This is a genomic window from Streptomyces sp. NPDC059866, from assembly GCF_042731325.1.
Classification (GTDB): Bacteria; Actinomycetota; Actinomycetes; order Streptomycetales; family Streptomycetaceae; genus Streptomyces; species Streptomyces flavusporus.
Window position 1 is genome coordinate 121,125 of sequence record NZ_JBHWJT010000003.1, and the last position, 13,866, is coordinate 134,990.

At 71.8% G+C, this 13,866-nt stretch carries 3 protein-coding genes; 1 reads left to right on the top strand and 2 read right to left on the bottom strand.

What is annotated here, in order from left to right; translation table 11 throughout:
* Window positions 1-76: 76 nt before the first annotated feature.
* Window positions 77-1,183, top strand: a complete 1,107-nt coding sequence (locus ACFV7R_RS05030; RefSeq protein WP_385260000.1) for an alpha/beta hydrolase-fold protein — start codon at window positions 77-79, stop codon at window positions 1,181-1,183.
* A 78-nt stretch (window positions 1,184-1,261) separates the two neighbouring features.
* Here ACFV7R_RS05030 and ACFV7R_RS05035 read toward each other — a convergent pair whose 3' ends face one another.
* Both ACFV7R_RS05035 and ACFV7R_RS05040 read right to left on the bottom strand, forming a co-directional pair.
* Window positions 1,262-2,962 carry an ABC transporter ATP-binding protein gene (locus tag ACFV7R_RS05035; protein WP_385260003.1) on the bottom strand — a complete coding sequence of 567 codons (1,701 nt, stop codon included), beginning with the start codon at window positions 2,960-2,962 and terminating at the stop codon, window positions 1,262-1,264.
* Window positions 2,949-13,835, bottom strand: a complete 10,887-nt coding sequence (locus ACFV7R_RS05040; protein ID WP_385260005.1) for an amino acid adenylation domain-containing protein — start codon at window positions 13,833-13,835, stop codon at window positions 2,949-2,951. Before ACFV7R_RS05040 ends, ACFV7R_RS05035 begins: the two co-directional genes overlap by 14 nt.
* Between the last annotated feature and the right edge of the window lie 31 nt (window positions 13,836-13,866).

Consider the following 13,866-nt stretch of genomic DNA (forward strand, 5'->3'; position numbering starts at 1 on the left):
CTGGAGAATTAGGTTAGGCTCGCCTAATCAAAAACGAGCTTAGCCTTCTCGGTTTCCGCTCCACAAGGAGACGTTCATGAAGTTGGTGGGGGAAGACGCCTTCGTCGCGTTCGGACTGTCCGGCGCACCCGGCACCGACGAGTTCTGGGCGACTGCGAGGACACCGGCGTCGATACCCGACGGCGACGGTTGGGTGACCCTGTTCCTGCGGCGCGGGTCCGAAGCGGCGAGCATCGGCTTCGAGAGCTGGTCGGAGCCGGTCCCCCTGCGCCGATGGGGCGACACGGACTGCTGGTACGCCGAGGTGCGCATGCCTGCGCGACTGCGGGTGACCTACCAGTTCCTCGTGGGCGACGAGGCGTACGCCGACCCGTTCAACCCGGTCGGTGCGGGCGGTGACCGGTCCATCGCCGCGACCCCGGACGCCCCGGCCCAGCCGCACTGGCCCGTCGTCGGCGCGGCCGACGTCCTCCCCCTGCCGCGTACCCGGCTCCGCTGGAGCAGCGAACGGCTCGGCGGGCGGCGTACGGTGCGCGTCCACCCGGCGGGCGGCGGCGGACCGGTGGTCCTGCTGCTCGACGGGGACGACTGGCTGTACCTGCACCCGGCCATGACCGCGTTCGACTCGGCCGTCGCCAGTGGCGAGATGCCCCCGGTCACCCTGGTCTTCCTTCCGGCCAAGGACCGGGCGGCCGAGTTCGCGTGCAGGCCCGAGCTGTGGGAGGCGGTCCGGGACGAACTGCTGCCGCTGGTGGCGGAGAGCGGCGTACCCGCCGACCCGGACCGGCTGGTGGTCGCCGGGCAGAGCCTCGGCGGGCTGAGCGCGATGTACGCGGCGCTGGAGTACCCGGAGTTGGTGTCTCGCGTCGCCTGCCAGTCGGGGTCGTTCTGGTGGACACCTGATTCCGTGGACCTGGCGGACCCCTTGGGCGGCCCGGCCGGCGGCGCCATCGCCGCGCGGCTGCGGGAGCGCCCCGACCTGTCCGGGCTGCGGGTCGCGTTCGACGTGGGGGAACACGAGACGCGGATGCTGCCGCACTGCGAGCTGGTGGAGAGCCTGGCCGAACAGGCCGGGGCGGCTGTGCGGGTTTCGCGGTCGGCAGCGGAGCATGACCGAGCGGGCTGGCGGCACGCACTGCTCAGGGATGTCGCCTGGGCGCTCCGCTGGGAGGGCCGGGAGTAACTGCGGGCCGGTGGGGGCTGGTCGCGCCCCGCGGCGGAGCCGCAAAACGACACAGCCCCGCGCCCCTTTCGGGGCGCGTCACCGCGCCACCGCCGAGCAGTACTCCTCGTCGGTGGCCAGCAGGTTGCGATGGGTGTCCTCGGCCGTGATGACGCCGTCGTCCAGGACGAGGACCCGGTCCGCGGCGTCCAGGAGGGCCGGGCTGCTGGTGATCACGATGGTGGTGCGGCCCCGGCGCAGCTTTGCGACGTTGCGCGCGATGAGCTGTTCGGTGACCGCGTCGACGGCTGTCGTCGGATCGTGCAGGACGAGGACGTCGGTGTCGGCGGCCAAGGCGCGGGCGAGGGACAGCCGTTGGCGCTGTCCCCCGGAGAGGTTCGCGCCGCGGTCGCGGACGGCGTAGTCCAGCCCTTCGCGGTGCAGGGCGACGACGTCGGTCAGCATGGACGCCTCGACGGCCTCGGGGACCGTCCGGCTGGTGCCCGAGGGGTCGATGTTCGTACGGAGGGTGCCCGCGAAGATCTCCCCGTCGTACGGGTTCACCAGCATGTGTGCGCGGACCGCCTCGATCGACAGGTCCGCGAGCTCCTGGCCGCTGACCCGCACCACTCCCTCGTACGCGTCGGGCGGGACGTTCACGGCCAGGACGAACGCGAGGTCGGCCGCCGCGCGCGGCTGGTAGGGGGCGATCGCCACGAACTCACCGGCGGCCACCTGGAACTTCAGATTCCGCAGGGTCCCGTGGCGGACGCAGTCGATCTCGAGGTCTCCGCCCGTGGCCGGGCGCCGAGGCCCCGGGGTCGTGACCGGCGGTGCGGTCAGCACCAGCGCCATCCGCTCGGCGGAAGCGCGCGCGATCATCACGTACTTGGGCATCTCGGAGAACAGCTTGAGCGGTTCCATGATGAACTGCGCCAGCCCTACGGCCATGACGAGTTCCCCGATGTTGATCCGGCCGTTGAACGCCAGCCAGCCGGCCGTCAGGGTCACGGCGGCGGCGAGGACCGCGTTGAGGGCCAGCGCGGTGCCCGCGTACGCGCCGTTCACCTTGGCGACGGTGATCGCCTGGAGCTTCGCCTCCGTACTGACCTTCCGGTAGGACCGGAACGCCGCGTGGTTGCCGCCGAAGCCGTGCAGCGGGCGCAGGCCGGTGATCAGGTCGGCGACCTTCGCGCCCGCCCGCGCCACCCGGGCCTGCTGTTCCTGGGTACTGGAGCCGATCCGCTTGGACAGCACGCTCAGGATCGACAGGATCGCGACGGTTCCCACGATCACCAGCAGACCGAGCCGGATGTCCGCCAGGCCCAGCGCGACCGCCGCGACCAGCACCGCGACCAGCGAGCTGATCAGCAGCGGCACCACCTCGATGATGTCGGCGGTCTGGTCGGCGTCCTCGGTGGCGATGGTCAGCACCTCGCCGGACTTGAGGTCGACGTCCCTGGCCACCGGCTGGAGTCCGCAGGCCGCGACCTTCACCCGCCAGCGGTGCGCCTCGGTCGTGTTGGCCTTCTGCAGGATGCGCATCCCGAACCGCCACGACAGCGACACCGTCGTGATGATCACGGCCAGCGCGCCGATCGACAGGCCGAGCGCGCCGAGGCTCCGGTCCCGCATCGTGTGCTCGACGATCAGGCCGAGCGCGATGGGAAAGGCGGTCTCCCCCGCCTGGTACAGGCCCATGAGGAGGGTGCCCCAGGCCATGGCGCCGATGTTGCGGCGCAGTGCGGTGCGGAGGATGTCGGACCCCGGGCGGGGCCGCTGCGTGTCAGGAGTGGTCATCGAGGTGGCGGGCAATCGCTTCCGGGGTGCGCAGGGTGAACAGATCGCGGATCGTGATCACAGGACCGTACTCCCGGCGGAGCAGCCCGGTCAGCCGCACCGCCAGCATGGAGTGCCCTCCGAGGGACACGAAGTCGCTCACCGCGCTCACCTCGTCGTCGTCCAGGTCCAGTGCCTCGGCGAAGAACTCGCAGACCGTGGTCTCGGTCTCGGTTTCCGGGCCGCGCTCCCCCGCCGTGGTCAGCGCGCCGAGCGGCTTGGCCTCCGGCAGCGCCTTGGTGTCAGCCTTCCCGTTCACCGTCAGCGGGATGCTGTCGACCTGGGCGTAGTGCGTCGGCCGCAGGAAGTCCGGCAGCCCGGCGCCCACCTCGGCGGCGACCGCCGCCAGGTCGGAGCCGTCGAGGACGAGATAGGCGGCCAGCCGGTACGCGCCGTCGACCTGCGGGTCGGGCTGGGCGACCGCGGCGACGAACCGCACCGCCGGGTGCGCCGCGAACACGGCCTCGACCTCGCCCAGTTCGACCCGGTGCCCCCGGATCTTGACCTGCTGGTCGGTGCGGCCCAGGTACATCAGGTTCCCGTCGGGCCGCCGGACCACCAGGTCCCCGGTGCGGTACATGCGCTCGCCAGGTTCGCCGAACGGGCAGGCGACGAAGCGGTGCGCGGTCTGGGCGGGCTGTCCGAGATAGCCGCGCGCGATGCCGATGCCGGACACGTACAGCTCGCCGGGAACGCCGTCCGGCAGGGGCCGCAGCCATGGGTCCAGCACGTACACGTCGGTGTTGTCGATCGCGACTCCCACCACCGGGTCCTGGCACTCGAAGGTGCCGACGCCGAGGGTGTTGATGGTGTACTCGGTGGGTCCGTACAGGTTGTAACCGACCGTCCCCTCGGTCTCCGCGAGCCGCTGCCACAGCGTCGGGGTGACGGCCTCGCCGCCCAGCAGCACCAGCGCCGGCCGTCGTGCGGGGTTGTCGAGCAGGCCCTCGGCCACCAGCTGCTGCGCGTAGGTCGGGGTCACGTTGATGACGTCGATGCCGTGCTCGAGGCAGTACTCGACCAGCCGGGGCGCGTCACGGCGCAACTCCTCGTCGCAGATGTGCACTTCGTGCCCGTCGGCGAGCCACAGCAGCTCCTCCCACGACATGTCGAACGCGAACGACACGGTGTGCGCGATCCGGAAGACCCGGTGGCCGTGCTCCGCCAGCACCGGCTCGAAGATCCGGCGCTGGTGGTTGATCAGCATGTTGGTGAGCCCGGCGTACTCGGTCACCACGCCCTTGGGCTTCCCGGTCGATCCGGAGGTGTAGATCGTGTACGCGGGGTGCCGCAGGCGGCCCGGGTCGTCCGGCGCGAATGTCACGAACGGCTCGGCCTCGGGGAGGGGACGGTCCAGTTCGATGAGTTCACCCGTCAACCGGGGTGACACGGCGCTCACCGTGAGGATCACGTCCGGGCGGGCGTCCGCGACGATCGCGGCGATCCGCTCGTCCGGGTGGTCCAGCTCCAGCGGTACGTACGCGGCGCCGACGCGCAGCACGGCGAACAGCGCCACGATCGAGTCGAGGGAGCGCGGGATCGCGAGACCCACGGTCGTCTCGGGGCCGATACCGCGCCCGGCGAGCACACCCGCCAGCGCCCGGCTGCGGTCCCGGAGTTGGGCGAAGGTCATGGTCGAGCCGTGCGCGACGAGCGCCACCCGCTCCGGATCGCGGTCCGCCGCCTGGTCGAACCGGTCGACGACGGTGTCCGTGCCGACGTCCGTGCGTTCGGCGGGTTCGGGCTCCGGCCCCAGACCCGGCAGCGCGCCGACCGGCCCGGTCGACCGGGCCAGGTCCTCGAGGACGCGCAGATAGTCGTCGAGGAGACGACGGGCGTTCCCGGTGTCCTCGTCGCGGTACTCCAGCTTGACCGTGAGCCGGTCGCCGGGCGTGACGACCCACGTGAACGGGTAGTGCGTGGAGTCATCGGCCTTCACCGAGGTGATGCCGTGCCGGGCGTTCATCTCGGCGAACGCGTCCATGTCCAGGAAGTTCTGGAGCACGAACAGGTTGTCGAACAGGGTGTCGTGCCCACTGGCCCGCTGGATCTCGCCGAGGCCGAGGTGCTCGTGCTCCATCGCCTCGACCCTGGCCGCCTGCACGGCCGACAGGTACGCGCGGACCGTGTCGTCCGGCCGGGCCCGCGTCCACATCGGCACGGTGTTGAGCAGCACACCGACGATGCCGTCCAGGCCTTCGCCCTCCCGGCCGGAGACGGTCACGCCGAACACGGCGTCACTGCGGCCCGTGCGGGCGCCGAGGAGGAGGCCGAACGCGCCGGTCAGCACCGAGTTCAGCGTGACGCCGTGCGCCCTGGCCGCTTCCCGCAGCAGGTCCGACTGTTCGGCGGACAGCGTGTGCACGAGCGCGCGCGGCAGGTCGTCCGAGAGGGTCGGCGCCGGTCCGGCGAGCAGGGTCGGGCCCGGGAGGCCGGCCAGGTGATCCGCCCAGAAGCGTTCCGATACGGCGGGGTCCTTGGCGTCGAGCGCCCGGGCGTGGTCCTCGAAGCCCGGCGTGGCCGGGGTCGTGTCCCACGGCTCGCCCGCTACGACGGCCTGATAGGCGTCGAACAGGTCCCGCAGCACGATCTCGCGGGACCAGCCGTCCCACAGCAGCAGGTGGTAGCTCAGCAGCAGACCGTCGCGGTCGTCGGGCAGCCGCACCACGGTCAGCCGGATCAGCGGCGGCTCACCGGGGTCGAATCCCGTGTCGCGGTCCCGGACGCGCAGGGCTTCGACTTCCGCGTCCGTCGCCAACTCGACCGTACGGACGGCGACTTGCCGCCCCGCACTGAGGACCTGGACCGGATTTCCGTCGTCGTCGGTCGTGAAGCCGGCGCCCACGACCGGGTGCCGCGCGATCACGTACGCCATCGCCTCGGCCAGCGCGTCGGTGTCCAGGCGCCGGTCGAAGGTGAACCAGCTCTGCGCGACGTAGTGTCCGGCCGTGCCGGCCATCTGGGCCTGGAAGTACAGGCCGCGCTGGAGCGGGGTGACCGGTGCGGTGCGCTCGGCTGTCGCGGAGGCGTCCGCGATGCGTTCCAGTGCGCTCCGCCAGTGCTCGGTGAGCTCGTCGGGGATGCCCTCGGCGAGGGTGAAGGCCGCGTGCAGGCTGCCGGTGGCCTCGTCGAGCCACGCGTTGACCTCGACGGCGTACGGGCTGCCCTGGTCGCCGCCGGTGATGTGCAGGGCCTGGGACTCGCTGCCCCGGCCGAGGTAGTTGAACAGCACCTGCGGGCGGGCGTTCAGCAGGGGGGCCGTCTGTGGGTTGAGGTACCTGAGCCGGCCGTAGGCGACGTGCGCGCGCTCGTCCGGCTGGCGTTCGGTGACCTCGCGCGCCGCGGCGACGGGGTCGGTGTGCGCGGTGAGCCGTACGGGCGCGATGGAGGTGAACCAGCCGACCGTGCGGGTGTAGTCGTGGTGTTCGAGAGCCGGGACCCGGCCGTGCCGCTCCAGCTCGATCGCGAGATCGGTGGGCGACGGCTGGACGTGGGTCAGCGCGGTGCGCAGCGCGCCGCACAGCAACTCGGTGAGACCGACGCCGAGTGCGGCGGGCGCGGTACGTGTCACGCGGTGGCTCACTTCGGGCGCGAGCACGACCGTGGTCTCCCGCAGCCGCTCGACCGTGGGCAGCAGCGCGGGTGCCTGGAGCGTGGTGACCCAGTGCCCGAGGTCGTCGACGGCCTGGGCGGACCGGAGCGTCAGTGCTTCGGCGTACTCGGCGTACGACGTGGTCGGCGGCGCCAGGGTCTCTCCGCGCAGGGCAGTGGCCAGGTCGTCCAGCAGGATCAGCCAGGACACCGAGTCGACGGCGAGGTGGTGCACGGTGACGACCAGGGTCCGGCTCGCCTCCAGCCACGAGAACGCGATGACGTCCCCGGACTCGGGGTCGAGCCGTCCGGCGGCTTCGTTCGCCGCCGTGGTGGCATCGGTCGTGTCCGGTCGTACGACGGTGACCTCGCGGGCGGGTTCGGTGCGCAGTGCCCACACCCCGTGCTCGACGCGCAGCCGCAGCCGGAGGGCCGGGTGTGCGGCCACGACGGCGTTCGCGGCGCGCTCGGCGTCGGCGAGCCCGGTGCCCTCGGGTGCCACCAGCGTCCTGGCCTGGGCGAACCGGGCGAGCGATCCGCCCAGCTCGCGCTGGCGCAGGATGATCGGCGTCGGTATCAGCGGGCCGTCCTCGCGGCGGACGGGTGCGGGCGTCGCTGACTGCGGGGTACTCGTCCCGACGTGCTCGGCGAGCGCGCGCGGCGTCCTGAGCAGGAACACGTCCCGGGGCGCGATCGGCAGGCCGAGCGTCCTGGCCCGGTTGATCACGGTGATGGCAAGGATGCTGTCGCCGCCGGCCCTGAAGAAGTCGGTGTCACCGTCCACGGCGGAGCCGGGCAGGGTGTCGGCGAAGATGTCGACCAGGGCGGCGAGCGCGGAGTCACTCACGGCCACCGGGGCGTCGTCCTGTGCTGCCCGTGCGATCAGGGCCTTCCGGTCCAGCTTGCCGTTGACCGTCAGCGGCAGCGCGTCGACCGGCAGCACCCGGCCCGGCACCATGTGCACGGGCAGCTTCGTGGACAGCTGCTCGGTGACGTCACGGGGCACCCGGCCCACGACGTGCGCGACCAGGTGGTCGCCGCTGTCGGCCACGGTGACGGCCGCATCGACCACGCCGTCGAGTTCCCTGATCGCGGACTCCACCTCGCCGAGCTCGATCCGGAATCCCTTGAGCTGCACCTGGTCGTCGGCGCGGCCGACGAACTCCAGCTCGCCGTCGAGCGTGCGGCGGGCGAGGTCGCCCGTGTGGTACATGCGGGAGCCGTCGCCCGCGAACGGGTTCGCCACGAACCGTCCCGCGGTGAGCCCGGGCCTGCCCAGGTAGCCGAGCGACACCTGGTCACCGGCGACGTAGATGGCGCCCACCCGGCCCGACGGCACCGGCCGGAGCCGGTCGTCGAGCAGGTAGGTGACCAGGCCGGGTATCGGACCGCCGATCGGGCTGACGTCGTCGCCGGAGGCGAAGTCCTCGTCGGTCAGCACCCGGTGGGTGACATGGACGGTGGTCTCGGTGATGCCGTACATGTTGACCAGCTCGGGCGAACCGGTGCCATGCCGCTCGACCCAGCCGCGCAGCCGCCCCAGGTCCAGCGCCTCGCCGCCGAAGATGATCCGGCGCAGTGCGGGCAGCGGCTCACCGGCATGCCGGTCCGCCTCGATGAACTGGTAGAACGCCGACGGGGTCTGGTTGAGCACGGTCACTGAGCGCTCGCGGACCAGCCGGTGGAAGTCGACCGGGGAACGGGTCAGCCCGTACTCCGGCACCAGCAGCTCACCGCCGTACGCCAGCGCGCCCCACAGCTCCCAGACCGCGAAGTCGAAGGAGAAGGAGTGGAACTGGACCCACACGTCGTGCGGGCCGAAGTCCATGTCGGGCCGGGTGTTCGCGAGCAGCGTCACCACGCTGGAGTGCGGGACGACGACACCCTTGGGCCGGCCGGTCGATCCGGACGTGTAGATCACGTACGCGGGGTCGTGCCAGCCGGCCTCGGGCTCGGTGGTGTCCCCCACCGGCAGTTCGTCCCCCTGCACGAGCACGCGGGCCGGCACGCCCGCCCGGGCCAGCAGTTCCGTGAAGCGGTCCCGCTGCTCACGCTCCACGAGAACGACCTGCGGAGCGGCGTCGGCGAGGATGTACTCCAGCCGTTCGTCCGGGTAGGCCAGATCCAGCGGCACGTACGCGCCGCCCGCGCTGACGATCGCGACCAGGGCGACCACCTGCTCGACGGAGCGCGGGACGGCGACGGCGACCCGCTTGCCGGGCCCGACACCGGCCGCGCGCAGGGTAGAGGCCAACTCCTTCTTCGCGTCCGCCAGTTCGCCGTAGGTCAGTGACCGGGTCCCGCCGTCGAGACCGCACTGTGTGACGGCGGTGGCGGCCGGGTCGCGGTGCGCGGCGGCGTCGAACAGTCCGCCCAAGGTCGTCGGGGCGATCCGCGCGGGTCGCCCGGCGTTCCCGGGCCCCAGGTCGTCGACCCGGGCGTCCGGCCGGGTGAGCAGGCCGGTGAGGGCCGAGGTGAACGTACGCAGGATCTCCCGGACGCTCGCCTCCCCCAACAGCTCACCGTCGTAGATCAGGTTGAAGCGCGGACGACCGTCGACCGCCCGCTCCACCACCAGCGTCAACGGGTAGTGTGGAGCGCCCTCGTTCACGATGTCGGTGATGACCAGCTCATCGCCGGCCTCCCGCAGACCGTCCACATCGGTCGCGACGTCAAACACCACCAGGGTGTCGAACAGCGGGCCGCCGGCGCCGGCCTGGCGGCCGATCCTCGCCAGCGAGACATGCTGGTGCGGCAGTACCGCGCTCTGGTGCTCCCGTACCGAGGCAAGCAGGTCACCGGAAGTGGTCGTACCGGTCCAACGAGCGCGTACGGGGATCGTGTTGATGAACAGACCCACCATGTCCTCGATACCGGGCACCTCCGCGTCGCGCCCGGACACCGTGGAGCCGAACACCACGTCCCTGCTGTGCAGGATGCCGCCCAGCGTCACCGCCCAGGCGCTGTGCACGGCCACGCTCAGCGGCACGCCGGCCGAGCGGGCGGCCGCGTCGATGTCGTCCGCCGGCTCCACGGCGGTGTCGGCGAACCGGTCGGACGGGGTGTGTCCCTCGGCGACCAGCGAAGGGCCCGGCAGGTCGGCGAGTTGCTCGCGCCACACCCGGTCGCTCTCGTCCTCGTCGCGGCCGGCCAGCCGGCGCACGTAGTCGGGGAAGCCGCCGACGGGGTGGACGCTCCCCGGCGCGTGGTACTCGGCCAGCAGCGCGCGGAGCATCGGCGGCACCGACCAGCCGTCGGCGATGATGTGGTGCACGGTCTGCACCAGGACGTTCCGGCCGGAGCCTGCGCGAAGGAGCGTGTACCGCATCAGCGGGCCGGTGGCCAGGTCGAACCCGGCGCGGCGGTCCCGCTCGGCGTACTCGCGTATCTCGTCGTCGGTGATGCCGGGGCGGTCCAGCGTGGTGAACGGCGCCTCCACACCGCTCTCCAGCACGGAGACCACACGGCCGTCGGCGAGGGCCACGAACCGCGCGGCCAGGTTCGGATACAGCGTGAGCAACCGGGTGGCCGCCGCGGCGAGCCGGTCGGGGTCCACCTCTCCGTCCAGCGTCAGCAGTTGCTGCTCGACGTAGGCGCCCGCCGAGTCGTCGTCGAAGACCGAGTGGAAGTACAGGCCCTCCTGCAGCGGGGTCAGCGGCAGGATGTCCCGAAGCCGGGGGCCGTCCAGGGCGTCGACGTCGGCCTGAGTGAGCGGCACCGGGCCGAAGTCGCTGGGAGAGTGGCCGCCCTGGTCGAGCGCGGCAAGCCCGGCCAGAGCCACCCGGAAGTACTCGCCGAGGGTCGCGATGTCGTCGTCGGTGAACATCCCGTCGGGCCAGGAGATGGTGGTGACCAGTTCGTACTCGCCACTCGCCGCGGGTTCGGCGATCGCGTTGAACTCCAGGGGACGCGGCAGACGCATCCTCGGGTCGCGCTTCTCGCCCAACTGGCCTGTGGTGCTCGCAAGTTGCCAGTCCCCGGAGGCGCCCGCATCGAAGCGGCCGAGGTAGTTGAACAGCACCTGCGGTGCGGGCGCGTCGAACTCGGTGTGGGTCAGGTACCGCAGGGCACCGTAGGAGACGCCGTTGTCCGGGACCCGGGCGAGGTCCTCCTTGACCGCCTTGAGCGCGGCGGCCAGGTACTCGGGCGCCGTGAAGTCGGCCGCCGCGCCGGGGTCCACGGTCACCGGGAACAGGGTGGTGAACCAGCCCACGGTCCGCGACAGTTCCGGCTCGAAGCCGGCGGTGCCCGCCACGAACTGTCCTTCGCGGCCGTGGCCCTCGAGTTCGATGTGCGCGAACGTCTGGTCCTGCCCGAGGTCGCGGCGCCGGCGGGCGAGGGTGACGGCGAGGGCGGTGAGCAGGACGTCGTTGACGCCCGCGTGGAACTTCGCGGGGATCTCGCCCAGCAGCGCGGCCGTGACCTCGGGACCGACCGAGACGGTCCGGAGCCGCTCCCGCGCGACGGTGTCGGCTTCGGACAGCGCGCGCCTGCTCACCGGCCCGTCCGCTCCCGGCAGGGGACGCCAGTAGTAGGCGCTGTCCGCGTCGAACGCCGCACGTTCCAGCAGCTGCGTCCAGCGCCGGAACGACGTGCCCACCGGGGGCAGCTCGATCGGCGTGCCCGAGGCGAACTGCCGCCATGCCGTGGCCAGGTCCTCCATCAGGACCCGCCAGGACACGCCGTCGATCACCACGTGATGGGCGACCAGGACCAGCTGCCGTGCCTCGCGGCGCCAGACCGCCCGCAGCATCACGCCGCCCGCCGGGTCCAGCCCTTCGGTGGCGAGCGCGACGCACTCCTCGACCGGGCCGTCGCTCTCCTGCCACCCCGCGACGGCCTGGTCCGCCTCCGGTATGTCGAAGCTCCAGCGGTCACCGCGCACCAGCGTGGCGCGCAGCATGTCGTGCCGCCGGACCACGGCGGCGAGGATCGCGTCGAGCGCGTCGGCGGTCAGGTCCGCCGGGGTGTTCAGCACCACCGACTGCACGAAGCCGTCGATCGCGTCCGTGGTCTCGCCGAGCCACTGCACGATGGGCGAGCCCACGACGGAACCGGTCGCGACATCGCCGTGGTCCACCGTGGAGACGTCCTCACGGCTCGCCACCGCCGCCAGCGCCCCCACGGTGCTGTGGGCGAAGATCTGCCGTGCCGTGACGTAGAGACCGGTGTCGCGCAGCGCGCTCAGCAGCGAGATCGCCAGAATGCTGTCTCCGCCGAGCTGGAAGAAGTCCTGGTCGACGCCGACCTCTTCGAGCCGCAGCACGGACGCGACCGCCGCGCACACCGCGCGCTCGTTCTCGGTGGTGGGCCGGACGAGCGAGCCCGTCCCGACGGCAGGCTCGGGCAGCGCGTTCCGGTCGAGCTTGCCGTTCGCGGTGAGCGGGAACTCCGTCATCACGACGATGTGGGCGGGCACCATGTACTCGACCATGTGCTCGACGGCCCACGTCCTGACCTCGTCCGCCCGCAGGTCCTCGCTGCCTGCGGCCGGGATCACGTATCCCACGAGGTAGGTGCCGCCGGCCGCGTTCTTCTTCGCGACGACGCAGGTGTGGCGTACTCCGGGGTGCTCCGCGAGACCGACCTCGACGTCCTCGATCTCCAGCCGCATACCGCGGATCTTGATCTGGTTGTCGGCCCGGCCGAGGAAGTCCAGCGACCCGTCCGGGTTGAACCGGGCGAGGTCACCGGTCCGGTACAGCCGGGAACCGTCGTTCGCGAAGAGGTTCGCGACGAAGCGGGACGCCGTCAGGCCTGGCGCGCCCACGTACCCCCGCCCCAGGAGGAAGCCGCCCACGTACAGCTCGCCGCCGACCCCGACGGGGACCGGGCGCAGCTCGTCGTCGAGCACGTACAGCTGGGTGTTGGGGTTGGCCTTGCCGATCGATGTCGACAGGCGTTCCGCCGCGCCCCGGTAGATGACGTGCGAGACGCCGATCGTCGTCTCGGCCGGGCCGTAGCCGTGGTACATGGGGATGTCGAGCCTGGTGCGGAACCGTTCGTACAGCTCCGGGGTCAGCACCTCGCCGCCGCACCACACGTGCCGCAGGCTGTCCAGCCGTCCGGAGTCGCCGGCGATCTCCAGCAGCACGTCCAGCATGGACGACACCAGGTACGTGAAGGTGACGCGCTGTTCGGCGATCACGCTGAGCAGGTGGTGCGGGTCGCGTTCGCCGCCGGGCCGCAGGACCACCAGCCGGGCACCGGACACCAGCGGCAGGAAGATCTCGTTGATGGAGATGTCGAAGGACAGCGGCGCCTTGAACAGCGACGCGTCGTCGTGACCGAAGCCCAGGATCTCGCCCACCTGCCACAGCAGACGCTCGCTGATCGCCTCGTGCCGGATCATCGCGCCCTTGGGCCGCCCGGTCGAACCGGACGTGAAGATCACGTACGCCAGGGCGTCGCCGAGGACGGTGACCCCGGTCCCCTCGGTCGGGTAGGAGCCGAACCGCCAGTCTCCCAGGTCGACGGCCACGGCTTCCGGTTCGGCCGAGTCGTGCTCGCCCGAGGCGTTGAGCTGCACCACGACCCGGGCGTCCTCGATGACGACGGCCCGGCGCGCGGCGGGCCACTGCGGATCGAGCGGCACGAACGCGCACCCCGCCTGGAGCACGGCGAGCAGCCCGATCACCATGTCGGCGGAGCGGCTCAGTGAGATGCCGACGACCTGTTCGGCGGTGAGCCCGCGTTCGAGCAGATGGTGGGCCAACTGACTGGAGAGCTCAGCTGCCTGACGGTAGGTCAGTGTCCGGTGCTCGTCGACGACGGCGACGGCGTCCGGCCTGGTCCGCGCCTGCTCGCGGAACATCTCCACGATGGTCGGGCGGACCCGGTCGGCCCGGGTGTCGTTCCACTCGGCCAGGGCCTCGAGCCGCGCCGCCACACCGGACGGGCCGATGGTACCGAGGGGCCGGTCCGGGAAGTCGGCCAGGTCGTCCAGCGCGAGCTGCGCCTCGGCGGCCACTACGCCGTCCGGGACGGTGATGCTCCGGCCGTCCGCGCCGGCCTCCCAACCGCCGAGCCCGGCACCGCCGTTGTCGACCCATGCGAGGACGTCGGCGAACAGCGTGCCGGGGGTGAGGTCGATGCCGTCGGGACTCCGGCCCGTCGCCCAGTACGACAGCCCGATGGCGCATGCTTCGGCGATGGTCCGGTCGGAGAAGTCGCCGGTTCGCCGGCGTACGTCGGCCAGGCGCTCGGGAGTAAGCCGTACGAGACGAGTGCTCGGTTCCATCATCGAAGCCTCAGCATCCCTTCCGAGGAATGAA